Origin of the sequence: Thermus brockianus, from assembly GCF_001880325.1 — a bacterium.
GTDB lineage: Bacteria > Deinococcota > Deinococci > Deinococcales > Thermaceae > Thermus > Thermus brockianus.
Genome location: NZ_CP016312.1, coordinates 807,404 through 821,522 on the forward strand (window position 1 = coordinate 807,404; position 14,119 = coordinate 821,522).

Annotated in this window: 16 protein-coding genes and 1 pseudogene; 5 read left to right on the plus strand and 12 right to left on the minus strand. The window is 67.7% G+C overall.

Translation table 11 applies throughout. The annotated features are described in order from the left end of the window. Positions 1 to 7: 7 nt before the first annotated feature. The 8 genes from A0O31_RS04205 to A0O31_RS04240 are packed head-to-tail and all read right to left on the minus strand — an operon-like array spanning position 8 to position 6,532. The gene (locus A0O31_RS04205) at positions 8 to 1,564 is read right to left on the minus strand and encodes a 1,4-alpha-glucan branching protein (protein WP_071676805.1); all 1,557 of its coding nucleotides are present in this window, start codon (positions 1,562 to 1,564) and stop codon (positions 8 to 10) included. Between the two features lie 4 nt (positions 1,565 to 1,568). Continuing rightward, positions 1,569 to 2,378, minus strand: coding sequence for a [LysW]-aminoadipate kinase (locus tag A0O31_RS04210; RefSeq protein WP_071676806.1), 810 nt, complete (start codon positions 2,376 to 2,378; stop codon positions 1,569 to 1,571). Between the two features lie 10 nt (positions 2,379 to 2,388). Further along, positions 2,389 to 3,423 carry an N-acetyl-gamma-glutamyl-phosphate reductase gene (gene argC / locus A0O31_RS04215; protein WP_071676807.1) on the minus strand — a complete coding sequence of 345 codons (1,035 nt, stop codon included), beginning with the start codon at positions 3,421 to 3,423 and terminating at the stop codon, positions 2,389 to 2,391. Then, a complete protein-coding gene (gene lysX, locus A0O31_RS04220) occupies positions 3,416 to 4,261 on the minus strand; it encodes a lysine biosynthesis protein LysX (RefSeq protein ID WP_071676808.1) in 846 nt (281 codons plus the stop codon). Before lysX ends, argC begins: the two co-directional genes overlap by 8 nt. Positions 4,262 to 4,312: 51 nt before the next feature. After that, positions 4,313 to 4,477: a lysine biosynthesis protein LysW gene (lysW, locus tag A0O31_RS04225; RefSeq protein ID WP_039455264.1), complete on the minus strand. Its 165-nt coding sequence runs from the start codon at positions 4,475 to 4,477 to the stop codon at positions 4,313 to 4,315. Then, the gene (locus A0O31_RS04230; protein ID WP_071676809.1) at positions 4,471 to 4,788 is read right to left on the minus strand and encodes a TFIIB-type zinc ribbon-containing protein; all 318 of its coding nucleotides are present in this window, start codon (positions 4,786 to 4,788) and stop codon (positions 4,471 to 4,473) included. Before A0O31_RS04230 ends, lysW begins: the two co-directional genes overlap by 7 nt. 9 nt (positions 4,789 to 4,797) lie before the next feature. Then, complete coding sequence (locus tag A0O31_RS04235; protein WP_071676810.1) at positions 4,798 to 5,289, minus strand: LeuD/DmdB family oxidoreductase small subunit; 492 nt, start codon at positions 5,287 to 5,289, stop codon at positions 4,798 to 4,800. Beyond that, entirely contained in the window at positions 5,282 to 6,532 is a 1,251-nt protein-coding gene (locus tag A0O31_RS04240) for a 3-isopropylmalate dehydratase large subunit (protein WP_071676811.1), read from the minus strand. The genes A0O31_RS04235 and A0O31_RS04240 overlap by 8 nt, the downstream gene beginning before the upstream one ends. Before the next feature lie 22 nt (positions 6,533 to 6,554). Between A0O31_RS04240 and A0O31_RS04245 the strand changes: the two genes are divergently transcribed. Beyond that, a complete protein-coding gene (locus tag A0O31_RS04245; RefSeq protein ID WP_071676812.1) occupies positions 6,555 to 6,782 on the plus strand; it encodes a type II toxin-antitoxin system HicB family antitoxin in 228 nt (75 codons plus the stop codon). Further along, complete coding sequence (locus A0O31_RS04250) at positions 6,772 to 6,978, plus strand: type II toxin-antitoxin system HicA family toxin (RefSeq protein WP_071676813.1); 207 nt, start codon at positions 6,772 to 6,774, stop codon at positions 6,976 to 6,978. Before A0O31_RS04245 ends, A0O31_RS04250 begins: the two co-directional genes overlap by 11 nt. 2 nt (positions 6,979 to 6,980) lie before the next feature. On the opposite strand, the gene lysS is transcribed toward A0O31_RS04250, so the two are convergent. The 3 genes from lysS to A0O31_RS04265 form a co-directional block, all read right to left on the minus strand. Beyond that, positions 6,981 to 8,111, minus strand: coding sequence for a homocitrate synthase (gene lysS, locus A0O31_RS04255; protein ID WP_071676814.1), 1,131 nt, complete (start codon positions 8,109 to 8,111; stop codon positions 6,981 to 6,983). Between the two features lie 144 nt (positions 8,112 to 8,255). After that, the gene (locus A0O31_RS04260) at positions 8,256 to 9,047 is read right to left on the minus strand and encodes an isoprenyl transferase (protein WP_071676815.1); all 792 of its coding nucleotides are present in this window, start codon (positions 9,045 to 9,047) and stop codon (positions 8,256 to 8,258) included. A 42-nt stretch (positions 9,048 to 9,089) separates the two neighbouring features. Then, positions 9,090 to 9,632 (minus strand): NAD(P)/FAD-dependent oxidoreductase, encoded by a 543-nt coding sequence (locus A0O31_RS04265; protein WP_071676816.1) that lies wholly within the window; start codon positions 9,630 to 9,632, stop codon positions 9,090 to 9,092. Between the two features lie 55 nt (positions 9,633 to 9,687). On the opposite strand from A0O31_RS04265, the pseudogene A0O31_RS04270 reads away from it, so the two are divergent. The 3 genes and pseudogenes from A0O31_RS04270 to A0O31_RS04280 all read left to right on the plus strand — a co-directional run bounded on the left by A0O31_RS04270 (position 9,688) and on the right by A0O31_RS04280 (position 13,170). Then, positions 9,688 to 11,015 (plus strand): annotated as a pseudogene (locus A0O31_RS04270) (PASTA domain-containing protein). Further along, entirely contained in the window at positions 11,003 to 11,341 is a 339-nt protein-coding gene (locus tag A0O31_RS04275) for a YraN family protein (RefSeq protein WP_071676817.1), read from the plus strand. The pseudogene A0O31_RS04270 and the gene A0O31_RS04275 overlap by 13 nt, the downstream one beginning before the upstream one ends. A 41-nt stretch (positions 11,342 to 11,382) precedes the next feature. After that, positions 11,383 to 13,170 (plus strand): menaquinone biosynthesis decarboxylase, encoded by a 1,788-nt coding sequence (locus A0O31_RS04280; protein ID WP_071677915.1) that lies wholly within the window; start codon positions 11,383 to 11,385, stop codon positions 13,168 to 13,170. Here A0O31_RS04280 and A0O31_RS04285 read toward each other — a convergent pair. Then, on the minus strand, positions 13,167 to 14,111 hold the full coding sequence (locus tag A0O31_RS04285; protein ID WP_071676818.1) for an HD-GYP domain-containing protein: 945 nt from the start codon (positions 14,109 to 14,111) through the stop codon (positions 13,167 to 13,169). The two genes, A0O31_RS04280 and A0O31_RS04285, sit on opposite strands and share 4 nt — an antisense overlap. Between the last annotated feature and the right edge of the window lie 8 nt (positions 14,112 to 14,119).

Genomic DNA, 14,119 nt, shown 5'->3' on the forward strand with positions numbered 1-14,119 from the left:
CCTACCCCTAAAGGCCCAGGTAGAGCCTAGGGTCGGCCTCGGGAAAGGGGTTGTCCTCCTCCTCCAAAGCCTTGAGCTCCTCTGGGGAAACCCCTTGGAGGAGGCGGAAAAACCGCTCCGCATGGGCCTTATACCGCTCCTCGGCGTACTCCCGGGCCTGGCCCGTATCTATAAGGAAGGGCCAGTCGGAGGCCTCGAGGAGGAGAAGCTCCCGCATGGCCTGCTGCAGGACCTTAGGGGGCAAAACCCCCCGCCGCACCGCCTCCCGCATGGCCCCCTCCGCCCGGTACACCCGCCGCCAGTAGTCCCGGGTAGCCTCGTTGAGCCAGACCCGGTGGTCCCCCCCCCGGCCCCAGGACCCCTCGGGCAAGGCGGCGCGGAGGGCAGGCCCCTGGACCGCCTCCTTGGCCGTCACCGCCCGCACCCCTTCCTCCCGGACGAGAAGGCGCAGGACCTCCTCCAGCCACGCCACCCCCTCGTACCACCAGTGGCCGAAAAGCTCGGCGTCGTAGGGGGCGAGGATCACCCCTTCCGGGTGCCCCTGGGCAAGCCGCCTTACCAGGCCCACGAAGTGGGCCGCATGCTCCCGCGCCTTGGCGAAGGCCGCCTCGGGGTCATAGGGGGCCTTGGCGGCGAGGTCCGCCTTGCGGTGGGTCACCCGCCAGTGGTGGAGCCCGGAAAGGGGGTCCTTGCGGTGGAACTCCCGGTATAGCCCTTCCCCGGGGTAGCCGTAATCGGCGCTCCAGACCTGCAGGGCCGTCTCCTGGTTGCGGGCGAGCACCCTAAGGCCCGACTCCAGCTCGTGGACGTACAAGGTGGCTTCCCCGCTCTCCACGGGCCCCAAGCTGGCTTCCCCGTAAGGGGCAAGGGGCTTTCCCCCTTGGACCAGGTGGGCGTCCACGAAGGTGTAGCGGATGCCCGCCCGCATCAAAAGCTCGTCCACCCCTGCCCGAATTCCCTCCGGTGGGCCCTCCACCGGGGGCTTCCAAGGCCCCCTGGGGCGGTAGGCCATCTCCGGCAGCCAAAACCCCGTGGGGTGCTGGGCGAAGTGGCGGCGGTGGGTGGCCACCCCGGTCTTGATCTGGGCCCAAAGGGCCTCGTCGTAACCCAGAAGGGGCGAGTAGCCGTGGGTGGCGTTGGAGGTGATGAGCTCCACCTGGCCCCGGTCCTGGGCCCGGCGGAAGGCGGGGAGGATCTCCCCGGAAAGGGAGTGGAAGTGGTCCAGGGTGAGCTCCCAAAACCCCACCTGGTGGCGGGCGCTTTTCTCCAATTCCGTGCCCTGGTAGCGGAGGTAGTCCCCTTGGGCCCGCTCCAAGCGGTCCTGGGCGTAGGCCCAAAAGCCTTCCCGGATGCGGGCGTCCGCCAGTTGCTCCGCCAAAATGGGCGTGATGCCCAGGGTGAAGCGGGCCTCCACCCCTTCCTGCCAAAGCCTTTCCAAGGCCCTGAGAAGGGGCAGGTAGGTTTCGGCCATGGCCTCGTAGAGGGTCTCCTCCCCAAAGGGCCACATCCCGTGGGCCCGCACGTAGGGGAGGTGGCCGTGGAGGACCAGGGCAAAGCGCGCCATGGGCCTAGCGTACCACGGTGCCTTCCCCGGCCAGGGCGCGCCGGATGGGGTTTTCCACCCGGGCGTCGGCGAAGACCACCCGCTTCACCCCGCCCCGCACCGCCTCCACCGCCCCCATGACCTTCCGCTTCATCCGCCCCTGGGCCAGGGCCAGGTACTCGGGGTCCTCCACCCGGTCCACGGGGATTTCCCGCACCAGGCTCCCCTCGTCCGGGTAGCGGGCGAGAAGCCCCGGCACGTTGGAGAGGTACACCAAGGCCTCCGCCTGGTAGGTGGTGGCGAGGAGGGCGGCGATCTGGTCCCCGTCCGTGTTGATGGCCTCGTTCTCGTAGCTCAGGGCGGGGGGGGTGAGCACGGGAAGGTAGCCCGCCCCCAAAAGGAGGTCCAAAAGGGCCCGGTTCACCTCTTCCACCGTGCCCGTGTAGTCCCCGCGGTGGATCTTGACTTTCCCGTCTTCCACGTACTTCACCGCGGTCTTCCTACGCCCTACGAAAAGCCTCCCGTCCAGCCCGGAAAGCCCGATGGCGTTGGCCCCTTCCCGTTGGAGGAGCTCCACCAGGCGCTTGTTCACCAGGCCGCAGTAGACCATCTCAAAGATCTCCAAGGTCCTGCGGTCCGTGAGGCGGCTCACCTGCCCCCCAGGGTGGGTGAGGAAGCGGGGCGGGTGGCCCAGGGCCTCCGCCACCTTGTTGGTCTCGCTGCTCCCTCCGTGGACCAGGATAAGCCGCACCCCCTCCCGCCAAAGGGAGGCCGCATCCTTAGCCACCGCCTCGTAGGAGATGCCCTCGGCGCCGCCCACCTTGACCACGATCACGGCGCACCTCCTAGGGGTGGAGCCCGGGGAAGTCCAGGCCCAGGGTCTCCGGCCAGCCCATGCGGATATTCAGGGCCTGGAGGGCGTGGCCGGCGGTGCCCTTCACCAGGTTGTCTATGGCCACCATGACCACGAGCCTGCCCGTGTCCTCCTCCAGTTCAAAGCCGATGTCGGCGTAGTTGGTGCCCTGGACGAAGCGGGGGTCGGGGTAGCGGTGGACGCCCTTTTTCTGCTTTACCAGGCGGACGAAAGGCTCCGCCCCGTAGGCCTCGCGGTAGGCCTGCCACACGTCCCTTTCGCTCCAGCCGTCCTGCAGGAAGCACTGGGCGGTCATGAGGATCCCCCGGACCCGGTCGGTGGCGATGGCGGTGAGGTGGACCTCGGGGCGGCCCGGAAGGTTTTCCACCACCTCGGCGGTGTGGCGGTGGCCCGTGGGCTTGTAGACCCGGATGGACCCCGCCCGCTCCGGGTGGTGGCTCGCCGGGGTGGCCTCGGCCCCGGCGGCGGAGGTGGAGATGAGGAGGGTCACGAAGATGGGGGTGGGCTTGAGCACCCCGCCCTTCAGGAGGGGATAAAGCCCGAGCAGGGTGGCGGTGGCGTTGCACCCGGCCCCCGCCATCCAGTCCGCCTTCCCTATGGCCTCCCGGTAAAGCTCGGGCACGGCGTAGACGAAGCGGCCCAAGAGGTCGGGCCGGGGGTGCTCCCCGTAGTATTTCCGGTAAAGCTCGGGGTCCTTAAGCCGGAAGTCGGCGGAGAGGTCTAGGAGGATGGGGGCTAGGGCGGCGTAGCGGTCAAACTCCCGGGCCAGGACCCCGTGGGGCAGGGCCAGGACCAGGATGTCGGCGGGCTCCAGCTTCTCCGGGGGGATGAACTTGAGGTTCGTTCTCCCCCTGAGGTTGGGGTGGACGAAGTGCACGGGCTCGCCGGCGAAGCGCCTCGAGGTCACCTGCTTCACCTCCAGGTAGGGGTGGGAGAGGGCCAGGCGCAAGAACTCCCCCCCGGCGTACCCCGAAGCCCCCACGATGGAAACGGTCCTCTTATCCACGGGCCACCTCCCAGGCGTAGCGCAGGATCTCCCCGGGGATATCCACCCCCGTGGTGTGCACGGAGTTCTTGAACTCCATGGTGTGGTTCACCTCGTTCACCAAAAGCCCCCGCTCGGACTCAAAGAGGTCAATGGCCACCACTCCGCCCCCCACGGCCTCGGCCGCCCGCACAGCAAGCCCCGCGAGCTCCTCGGTGAGGGGGCAGTTCTCCGCCTGCCCGCCCCGGGCGGTGTTGGTGATCCAGTGGGGGCTTTTGCGGTAGATGGCGGCGATGGCCCTATCCCCCACCACGAAGACCCGGATGTCCCGCCCGGGCTTCCGCACGTACTCCTGCAGGTAGAGGAGTTGGTGCTGGAAGCCCCCCAGGACCTCCTTGTGCTCCAGGATGGCCTCCGCCGCCTCCCGGTCGGTAATCTTGGCGAGAAGCCGGCCCCAGCTCCCGATAACAGGCTTGAGGACCACGGGGTAGCCCCAGGCCTCCATGAGCTTCAAGGCCTCCTCGGTATCGGTGAGGAGGGCGGTCCTGGGCTGGGGTACACCGGCGCGGGCTAAGGCCACGCTGGTGGCCCATTTGTCCCCGCAGGTTTCCATCACCTCGGGCCGGTTCACCACGGGGATGCCCAGGGCGGTGAGGTAGCGGGCCACGGCCAGGCCCCGGCTTTGGCTCACGCACCGCTCCAGGGCCACCGTGACCCCCTCTAGCGCCTCGGGCCTCTCCCCAAGGACCATGGGCAGGGCGGGAGCATAGACCTTCTTGTAGGGGATGCCCAGGGCCTCAGCCCTTTCAAAGAGCATCTTCTCGTCGGGGCGGATGCGGTCGTACAGGATGGCCAGCATGGTTCAGAAAAGGGGGAAGGCCAGGAAGCCTTCCCCTAGGTCCTCAGGGCCTCACTCGCCCCAGTCCTCCGCTTCCTCGGGGGCGGGCTCGAGGCGCAAGGGGTCTAGCCCCACCACCTCAAGTTCCGCCCCGCAGTCCTCGCAGACCACCAGCTCGCCAAGCTCGGGGTTTTCCAGGCGAATCTCCGCACCGCATTCGGGACAGGTCGCTACCATTCCTCGTCCTCCTCTTCCACTTCACTCCAATCGGGAACAAAGCCAAAGCCGCACTCGGGGCACTGCACCTCCTGGCCTTGGTCCTCCTCGGACACCTCAAAGGTGTAGCCGCAACGGGGGCAGTCCACGAAGAAGCCTTCCAGGCCCTCCTCCGTCACCTCCACCTCCAAGGGGTCCAGGGAAACCACCTCCAAAAAGGCCCCGCAGGCCTCGCACTCCAGGACATCCCCCACCTCGAGGGTCTCCAAATCCTCGGCCAACACCAGGCTGGCCTCGCCGCACACCGGACAGACGATCTCTAGGTCCTCCATGTCCAAAGTTTACTCCCCCGGGAAGCGCCCGTGCTTCTTGTAGTAGTCCAGAAGCGAACCCTCCTTGAGCGCCTCCAGGAGAAAAGGGGGCGGGGGGCGGAGGGAAAAGGTTTGGTCCCCCTTCCGCAAAACCCCCCTTTCCAGGTCCAGGTCCACCTCGTCGCCGTCCTCTAGGGCATCCACCACCTCCTCCGCTTCAAAGGGGATAATCCCCAGGTTCACCAGGTTGCGGAAGAAGATGCGGGCGTAGCTCTTGGCGATGACCGCCCGTATCCCGAGGCGCTTCAGGGCCTCGGGGGCGTACTCCCGGCTGGAGCCAAGCCCGGCGTTCCGGCCGAAAACCAGGATATCCCCAGGGCGCACCTCCTGGGCGAACTCGGGCCTCAGGTGGGCGAAGGCGAACCGGTGAAAGCGGTCCTCCCCCACCATGAAGGGGGCGTACTTCCCGGGAAGGATATCGTCCGTGTTGATCTGGTCGCCGAACTTCCACACCCTAGGCATGGGCCACCTCCAGCTCCTCCGGGGTGGTGAGGTACCCGGCCACGGCGCTCGCCGCCGCCACCCGGGGGCTTGCCAGGTAGATTTCGGCGTCGGGAGCCCCCATGCGCCCGCGGAAGTTGCGGTTGGAGGTGGAGACGCACACCTCCCCGGGGGCCAGGACCCCCATGTGCCGCCCCATGCAGGGGCCGCACCCCGGGGTGCCGATGGTGGCCCCCGCCTCCAGGAGGGTGAGGAGGGTGCCGTCCTTGGCCGCCTCCTCCAGGACCTGGCTTGAGGCGGGCACCACGAGGAGCCGCACCCAAGGGGCCACCTTCCTGCCCCTTAGCACCTCCGCCGCCGCCCTCAGGTCCTCGAGGCGCCCGTTGGTGCAGGTGCCGATGAAGACCTGGTCCACCCGCTTCCCCTTCACCGCCGCCACCTCGTGCACGTTGTCCACGTAGAAGGGCACGGAAACCCTGGGGGTAAGGGTGGAAAGGTCAATCTCCACCTCCCGGGCGTACTGGGCGTCGGGGTCGGGGTAGAGCCATTCGGGCACCCAGTACATCTCCAGTATCTCCCCGCTCGGCACCACAAGCCCCGCCTTGGCCCCCGCCTCCACCGTGAGGTTGGCCAGGGTCATGCGCTCCCCCCGGGAGAGAGCCTCCGCCCCGTCCAACAGGTGGATCTCCACCGCCATGTAGGTGGCGCCTTCGGCGGTGAGGAGCCGGACCATCTCCAGGGCGGCGTCCTTGGCCGTGACCCCTTTGGGAAGCCTTCCCCGGAAGACCACCTTGACGCTCTCCGGCACCCTTAGCCAGGTGCGGCCGCTCGCCGCCGCCAGGGCGATGTCCGTGGCCCCCATGCCCGTGCCGAAGGCCCCCACGGCCCCGTAGGTGGTGGAGTGGGAGTCCGAGCCCACCACAATCCAGCCAGGCTGGGCCAGGCCCTCCTCCATGAGGACCTGGTGGCACACCCCCCGGCCCACGTCAAAGACCCGGATACCGTGCTGCCTGCCCCATTCCCGGATCTCCTTCTGCGCCTTGGCCACCTCCAGGTTGGCCGCCGGGGCCACGTGGTCAATGACGATGGAAACCCGCTCGGGGTAGCGGGGGGTGGCTTCCAGGTACGCTAGGCGCTTAAAGAAGCTTCCGGCGATGGAGTCCACCACCATCACCTGGTCCACCTCCACCACCACCAGTTCCCCCGCCCGCACCTGGCGCCCTGCCTTGTGGGAGAGGATCTTTTCCGCTAGGGTTAAGCCCATTTTGCCCTCCTATACTAAAGCCATGGGACGGTATTGGATTCGCGTGTACCCAGACCCAGACGAACCTGGCGTCTGGCTCGCCGAGGTGCCCGCCGTGCCCGGGGTGCGCTCCGATGGGGATACACGCGAGGAGGCCATCCGCAATGCCCAAGAAGCCCTCGAGGCCATGCTGGAAGCCCTAAAGGCCAAGGGCCTGCCCATCCCCGAACCCCAGGAAGAGTGGGTGGAAGCGGAGATCCATGCCGCCTAGGCCCGAAGAGGTGGTGCGGAAGCTCAAAAAGCTGGGCCTCGAGGAGGTAGGCGGTAAGGGAAGCGACCGGGTTCTCCTCCACCCCGACGGACGCCGTACCGTGGTTCCCTTCCACCGCAAGGAGCTCAAGCGAGGCACCTTTCTCGGCATCCTCAAAGATGTAGGCCTCACCGAAGAGGAGTTCCGCCGCCTCTAAGCTCATGCTGTGATCCACTCCCTGAGGATGCGGTCCAATTCCTCCAAGGTGAGCTGCCCCCGGTCCGCTAGGGCCTTGATGTGCTGGGTGATGCGGTGCAGCTCCTCCTCCCCATAGTGGAGGCCGAGCTCCTCCGCCCGGGCCTTAATGGCGTGCCGGCCCGTGAGCTTGGAGGCGATGATGAGCTTGCGCTTGACCCCAAAGACCTCGGGCGGGTAGGGCTCGTAGGCCTCGGGGTTGATGTAGATGGCCTTGAGGTGCATCCCCGCCTTGTGGCTGAAGGCCGTCTCCCCGGTGATGTAGTTGTTGAAGGGAATCTCTATGCCCACCATCCGGGCCACCATGCGGTCCAGCTCGGGGAGCATCTCCAGCTTGTACTTCCGCCGCACGTACTCGGGCTGCAGGGTGTACATGCGGGCCAAGAACCCCCCCAAGGGGGTGATGCCGTTCCGCTCCCCGATCCCCAGGATGGTGGTGTCCACATGGGTGGCCCCCGCCTCTATGGCCTCGTAGGCGTTGGCGATGGCGCAACCCGTGTCGTTATGGCCGTGGAACTCTATGTCCACGTTGGGCCCCACCACCCGCCGCACCTCCCGCACCAAGGCGTAGACCTGCCTAGGGGTGGCCACGCCCACGGTGTCCGCCAGGCCCACCCGGTCCACATAGGGGGCGATGGCCTCGTAGACCGCCAGGAGGTCGTGCTCGTCCGAGCGGAAGGTGTCCTCGGCGGAGAAGCGCACCTCCACGTGGGGGGCGTGCTCCCGGATGTAGCCGATGACCTCCTTCGCCTCCTCAATGATGCGGGGGATATCCCGGCCGTGGGCCGCCCGCAGGTACTTGCTCGTGCCGAAGAGGAGGTCAATCCCCTGCACCCCGGTCTCCACCGCCACCTTGGCCGCATCCAAGCGGGTTTGGATGTGGGTCACCACCTTGGCCTTTAGGCCCAAGGAGGCCAAGACCTCCGCATCCTTGCGGGACTGGGGGGAGGCCATGGGGGTGGTGACCTCTATATATTCCACGCCGAACTCGTCCAGGGCCTTGGCGATCTCAATCTTGTCCTCCGTGGAAAAGTTCGCCCGCTCAAACTGCTCACCTTCCCGAAGCGTGGAGTCTATAATCTTCCATTCCCGCATGCGCCCCTCCCTAAAAAGAAAACCGGCCCGAACTCGGGCCGGGGGATAAGGTACCCTTAGAGGGCTATCCTACCCCCCGGCGGCCGAGTTTTTTCGCACGGGCCAGCATCTTGCCTGTAAGGGTATACGAAACCCCGCCTTTTGTCAACGCCCGAAGCGCCGCTCCCGGGCCTGGTAGCTCCTTAGGGCGCGCAGGAAGTCAATCTTGCGAAATTCGGGCCAAAGCACGTCGGCGAAGTAGAACTCGGAATAGGCGGACTGCCAGAGCAAAAACCCCGAAAGCCTTATCTCCCCCGAGGTGCGGATGATGAAGTCGGGGTCGGGAAGCCCGGCGGTGTAAAGCCTTTTGGCGATCTCCTCGGGGGTGAGGGAGGCCGCCACCTGGCCCGGGCCAAGCCCTTTTTCCTCGGCCTCGAGGAGAAGCCTTTTCACCGCATCCACAATCTCCTCCCGCCCCCCATAGCCCATGGCGATGTTGAGCACCATGCCCTGGTGGTGGCGGGTGCGCTCCTCCAGGCGCTCAAGGGCCCTTAGCACCTCCTCGGAAAACCCCTCCCGCCGCCCGATAACCCGCACCTGCACCTGGTGCTCCAGGATCCGGTGGTCCTCCGCCATCCTTTCCGCCTCCCGCACGAAGAGGCGCATGAGCTCCTCCACCTCCTCAGGGGGACGACGGAAGTTATCCGTGGAGAAGACCCAAACGGTAACCGTCTTTATGCCCATCTCCAGGCACCACTCCAGGACCTCGTAGGCCTTGTGCACCCCGAACTCGTGCCCCTTGGTGGGGGAAAGCCCAAGGGCCTTGGCGTAGCGGCGGTTCCCGTCCAGGATGAGGCCCAGGTGCCGGGGCATGGGCCCCCCCTTCACCTCCTTGAGGAGGCGGCGCTCGTAAAACCAGTAGAGGGGGCGGGTGAGGGAGAGGAGGCGGCGGAGCATACCTTCCCCACCCTACGGGGGAAGGATGAGAAAGGGAAGGCCCTACTTGGCGTGGTCCTTGTAGGGCTCGCCCCGCAGGTCGGAGATGAGATGCACCGCCACGTAGGCCCCGTCCCCGGCGCTCACGATGGCGTGGCCCGGCACCTTGCCCCGGGCCACGCCGGCGGCGTACACCCGGGGGTAGCTGGTGCGCCCTCCCTCGTCGGTATCAATGAAGGTGCCCTTGCGGCTAAGGCCCAGGAGGGAGGGCAGGGTGGGGTCCTTGTGGGTGCAAAGGAGGAGCCTTTCCGCCTCCACCACCCCCTCTTCCGTTTCCACCTCAAACACCCCGCCCAGGTCCCTCACGCCCTTCACCACCCCGCGGCGCACCTCGGCCCCGTAGCGCTCGGCGTGGGCCTTTAAGCGGGCAAGGAGCTCCTCTCCCGAAGGCTCGTCCAGAAGCCCAGGATAGTTGGGCACCTGGCTCACCTGGAGGACCTGGGAACGCCCGCCATCCAACACCAAGGTCTTCAGGCCCGCCCGGGCCAGGAAAAGGGCCGCAGAAAGGCCCGAAGGTCCACCGCCTACCACCAGCACGTCCCACATAGCCCTTTAGAGTATACGGGGCGGGGGCAAGGGCCAGGGGTATAATCGGCGGCGCATGGTCTTGGACGACCGCTACCCGGTGCTGGAAACCTTGGAAAGCCGGGAGGGCATCACCCTCTACCGGGTGGAAGGCGGGTTCGTCTTCTTCTTTGACGTGAAGACCCCCGAGGACAAGGAGCGCTTTTACCGCTACCGGGCGGCCCTGAAACGCCTCATGGAGCTTGGGCTCCTCGAGGCCCACGTCTCCGCCAAACCCGGCCGCCACTACGCCTTCTTCCCGGAAAAGACCCTTTCCCGCAAGGCCCCGCCCAGGAAAGCCCTGGAAGCCCTGGCCCCCTTGGGCTTCGGCCGGGAGCACCTGGCCATGGCGGAGGAGGGGGTGGCCTACCTCGCCCCCTGGCCCCTGAGCGGGCGGGCCCCTTCCCTCAAGCCCAGGTCCCGGCCCCGCCTCCTGGGGGTGGCCCCCGGGGTCCTCCTCCTCGTCTTGGGGGTTTTCCTCCTCTCCCAGGGCCTCTACCGCTACTTCAACCCCCCTGAGTACACCGTGCCCGACCTGGTGGGCAAAACCGCCCGGGAAGCCTTTCTCCTCCTGAAGGACACCGGGCTAACGCTGGCGGTGGAAGAGGGGAACGACCCCACCAAGCCCAAGGAAGTGGTCCTGGCCCAAGACCCCCCTCCCGGCACCCGCCTAAGGGCTGGCCGGACGGTGCGCCTCACCCTCAACCAAGCCCGGCTAAACCCCGTGCCCGGGCTCTCGGGCCTTAGGCGGGAAGAGGCGGAGGCCAGGCTTAGGGCGCTTGGCTTCCGGGTGGAGGGGGTGGCGGAGCTCCCAAGCCCGGAGCCCTTGGGTACGGTCCTCGCCACCTTCCCCCCGGCGGGCACCCCCTTGGCCCCCGGGGGCGGGGTGCGGCTCCTCCTTTCCCAAGGGGCCCCCTCTGGGCCCACCTGGCCCTTGCCCCGGCTGGTGGGGCTTTCCCGCAAGGAGGCCCTCTTCCTCCTCAACGCCGCCGGGCTCAAGGTGGAGGTGGAGGAGGTACCCTCCGGCGCCCCCCAGGACACCGTGATCGCCCAGGAGCCCGCCCCCGGCACCCCCATGCCCGAAGGGAGCGGGGTGCGCCTCCGGGTGGCGGTCCAGGGGGAGGTGCTCCTGCCCCCCGCCCCTCCCCCGGGGCGGAAAGGAGCGTTTCCCTGGCCCTAGACCTTCCGCCGGAGGCGGAGGGGCGGGAGGTGCGCCTGGTCCTTTTGGACCAAAGCGGGGAACGGGTGGTCTACGAGGGGATGGGCCAAGCGGGGCTGAGGCTGGAAGGTACCTACCCCGTGCAAGGGGAGGCCCGTTTCCGGCTCTACCTGGACGGGGTGCTCTTCCAGGAGTGGGTGCCGTGAAGGGGAAATGGGCGGAGGAGCTGGCCTTAGCCCACCTCCTGCAAAAGGGGTACCGGCTCCTTGGGCGAAACCGCCGCACCCCCTTTGGGGAGGTGGACCTCCTCATGGAAAAGGACGGGGTCTACGTGGTGGTGGAGGTGAAGCAACGGCGCACGGACCGCTTCGGCACCCCCCTCGAGGCCATCACCCCCAGGAAGCTTTCCCGCCTCCTCCAAAGCGCCCGCTACCTTCTGGGCCGGGACGACCTCCCCGTGCGCCTGGAGGCGGTCCTGGTCCACGGGGACCCCAAGGGCTTCCGCCTGGAGCACCGGGTGTTGGAGGTCTAGACCCCTTTTGTCCCCCTTGCCCTTTGGGTAAGCTTACGGGCGTGTTCAGGAACCTGCGGGCGTACCTGGAGGCCCTGGAAGCGCGGGGTGAGCTCAAGCGCATCCGGGTCCCGGTGAGCGCCGAGCTGGAGATCACCGAGATCGCCGACCGGATGGTGAAAGGAGGGGGCCCCGCCCTCCTCTTTGAGCGGGTCTTGGGCAAGGACTTCCCCGTGGCCATCGGCCTCTTCGGCACCCGGGAGCGCACGGCCTTTGCCCTGGGGGTGGAGGACCTGGACGAGCTGGCCCAAAAGGTGGAGGCCCTCCTGGCCCTGAACCCGGGCAAGGGGGGGCTTTCCGCCCTCATGGGGCTTCTCCCCAAGCTTCCCCTCCTCAAGGGCTTTTTCCCCAGGCGGGTGCGCCGCGCCCCGGTGCAGGAGGTGGTCCATAAGGGCGAGGCGGTGGACCTAAGCCGCCTCCCCATCCTCACGTGCTGGCCCCTGGACGGCGGGCCCTTCCTCACCCTGCCCCTCGTCATCACCAAGGACCCGGAGACGGGGGAAATCAACCTCGGCATGTACCGCATGCAGGTGCTGGACCAAAGGAGCACCGCCATGCACTGGCAACTCCACAAGGTGGGCCGGCGCCACCTGGAGAAGGCCAAAAAACTGGGGAAAAAGCTGGAGGTGGCCGTGGCCCTTGGGGGGGATCCCGTCCTCACCTACGCCGCCACCGCCCCCCTCCCCCCCTTGCCGGGGGTGAGCGAGTTCCACCTGGCGGGCTTCCTCCGGGGAGCCCCTCTGGAGCTCGCCCGGGGGGTCACGGTGGACCTGCCGGTGCCGGCGGAGGCGGAGTTCGTCCTCGAGGGCTACATTGACCCCGAAGAGCCCCTGGTGGAAGAGGGCCCCTTTGGCGACCACACGGGCTTCTACACCCCCGTGGACCTCTACCCCCGCTTCCACGTCACCGCCCTCACCCACCGCAAAGGGGCCATCTACCCCGCCACCATCGTGGGGGTACCCCCCATGGAGGACGCCTACCTGATCGAAGCCACGGAAAGGCTCTTCCTCCCCGCCCTGCGCCTCGTCCTGCCCGAGGTGGTGGACTACCACATGCCCCCCGAGGGGGTGGCCCACAACTGGGTGAACGTGAGCCTAAGGAAGGAGTACCCGGGCCAGGCCTACAAGGTGGCCTACGGGATGCTGGGCCTTGGGCAGATGATGTTCGCCAAGGTCATCGTGGCGGTGGACGGGGAGGTGCCCGTGAAGCCGGGCTTCGCTGCCCTCTTGGAGGCCCTCAAGCACGCCCTCCCCGGGCGGGACACCCTCCTCCTCCGGGGCCCCGTGGACGTCCTGGACCACAGCGCCCGCGCCTTCGCCTTCGGGGGGAAGCTCTTCCTAGACGGCACGCGCAAGCTTCCCGAAGAGGGAGGGGAAGTGCCCTTCACCCCCAAGGCCCACACCGCCCTCCCCGAGGACCCGGAGGCCCTGGCCCAACGGCAGTGGCCCGGGCTTTGGGGGGTCACCTTGGAGAAGCGGCGGCCCCACCAGGCCTGGGAGGTGGCGGAAAGGCTCTTAAAGACGCCCCAAAGCGCCGGCATCCGCCTCCTCCTCCTCGCGGACGCCGACACCGCCTTGACCCCAGCGGAGCTCCTTTGGGCCGTGCTCAACAACATTGACCCCGAGCGGGACGCCCGGGTGATGCCCGGGGCAGAAGGCCCCGTCTTGGTCCTGGACGGCACCCGGAAGCTCCCCGAAGAGGGCTTCCAGCGGGTCTGGCCCGAGCGGATCCGCATGGACCCCAAGGTCAAGGCCCTGGTGGAGGCCCGCTGGGAGGAGTACGGGTTTTAGCGGCGCAGAACGCGGTTTCGCAAAAGGGCGCTCCTAAAGGCCCGCACCACTTCCTGGGAAAGCCGGCCCTGGTCCGCCTCCTCCCTCAGGACCTCCAAGGCCTCCTCCGGTTTAGCGGGGTGGCGGTAGGTGCGCCTGCTGGTAAGGGCATCGTAGATGTCGGCGGCGGCCACCGCCTGGGCCAAGGGGGGCACCTCGGTGATCCCGTCGGGGTAGCCGGAGCCGTCCAGCTTCTCGTGGTGCCAGCGCACGTAAGGCCGGAGGCGGGGATGGGCCCTGAGGGGCTTAAGGATCTCATCCCCCTTCACCGGGTGCTCCCGGATAAGACGCCACTCCGCCTCGGTGAGGGTGTAGCCGCCCTGCAGGATGTGGTCGGGGATGGCGATCTTCCCCACATCGTGCAGCAAGGCCCCCAGGTAGAGGTCCCTCAGCACCTCCTCCCGGACCCCCAGCTCCTCCGCCGTCCAAAGGGCGTAGCGGGCCACCCTTTCCCCATGGCCGGCGGTGTAGGTGTCCTTCATCTCCACCGCCCGCATGAGGGCGAGGAGGGTGCGTTCCAAGTCCTCCAAGCGCTCCTGCAGGCGCCGCCTCTCCAGATGCCCTTTCACCCGCAGGCGGAGCTCCGCCAGGTCCACGGGGCGGTTCAGGAAGTCGTCCGCCCCCGCCTCAATCCCCTTCAGGCGCACCTCCCGCTCCCCATCGGCGGTGAGGAGGATGACGGGAAGAAGGGGGTCCAGGGCCTTGACCCGCCGCGTGAGCTCCAGCCCGTCCATCACGGGCATGTGAAGGTCGGTGAGGACCGCGTGGGGAAAGCCGTCCTTGAAGAGGTCCAGGGCTTCTTGCCCGTTCCTGGCCTCCACCACCTCGGCCTCCAAGGGGGCCAGGGCCCGCATGAGGAGGCGGCGCTGTAAGGGGTCGTCGTCCACCACCATGAGGCGCATGGCTCCCC

Excerpts from the sequence above, each read along its gene's own strand:
- A0O31_RS04205 (WP_071676805.1), bottom strand. The coding sequence starts at position 1,564 with ATGGCGCGCTTTGCCCTGGTCCTCCACGGCCACCTCCCCTACGTGCGG.
- A0O31_RS04235 (WP_071676810.1), bottom strand. The coding sequence starts at position 5,289 with ATGCCTAGGGTGTGGAAGTTCGGCGACCAGATCAACACGGACGATATC.
- lysS (WP_071676814.1), bottom strand. The coding sequence starts at position 8,111 with ATGCGGGAATGGAAGATTATAGACTCCACGCTTCGGGAAGGTGAGCAG.
- A0O31_RS04285 (WP_071676818.1), bottom strand. The coding sequence starts at position 14,111 with ATGCGCCTCATGGTGGTGGACGACGACCCCTTACAGCGCCGCCTCCTC.
- A0O31_RS04245 (WP_071676812.1), top strand. The coding sequence starts at position 6,555 with ATGGGACGGTATTGGATTCGCGTGTACCCAGACCCAGACGAACCTGGC.
- A0O31_RS04260 (WP_071676815.1), bottom strand. The coding sequence starts at position 9,047 with ATGCTCCGCCGCCTCCTCTCCCTCACCCGCCCCCTCTACTGGTTTTAC.
- A0O31_RS04230 (WP_071676809.1), bottom strand. The coding sequence starts at position 4,788 with ATGGAGGACCTAGAGATCGTCTGTCCGGTGTGCGGCGAGGCCAGCCTG.
- A0O31_RS04265 (WP_071676816.1), bottom strand. The coding sequence starts at position 9,632 with ATGTGGGACGTGCTGGTGGTAGGCGGTGGACCTTCGGGCCTTTCTGCG.
- lysW (WP_039455264.1), bottom strand. The coding sequence starts at position 4,477 with ATGGTAGCGACCTGTCCCGAATGCGGTGCGGAGATTCGCCTGGAAAAC.
- A0O31_RS04240 (WP_071676811.1), bottom strand. The coding sequence starts at position 6,532 with ATGGGCTTAACCCTAGCGGAAAAGATCCTCTCCCACAAGGCAGGGCGC.
- lysX (WP_071676808.1), bottom strand. The coding sequence starts at position 4,261 with ATGCTGGCCATCCTGTACGACCGCATCCGCCCCGACGAGAAGATGCTC.
- A0O31_RS04250 (WP_071676813.1), top strand. The coding sequence starts at position 6,772 with ATGCCGCCTAGGCCCGAAGAGGTGGTGCGGAAGCTCAAAAAGCTGGGC.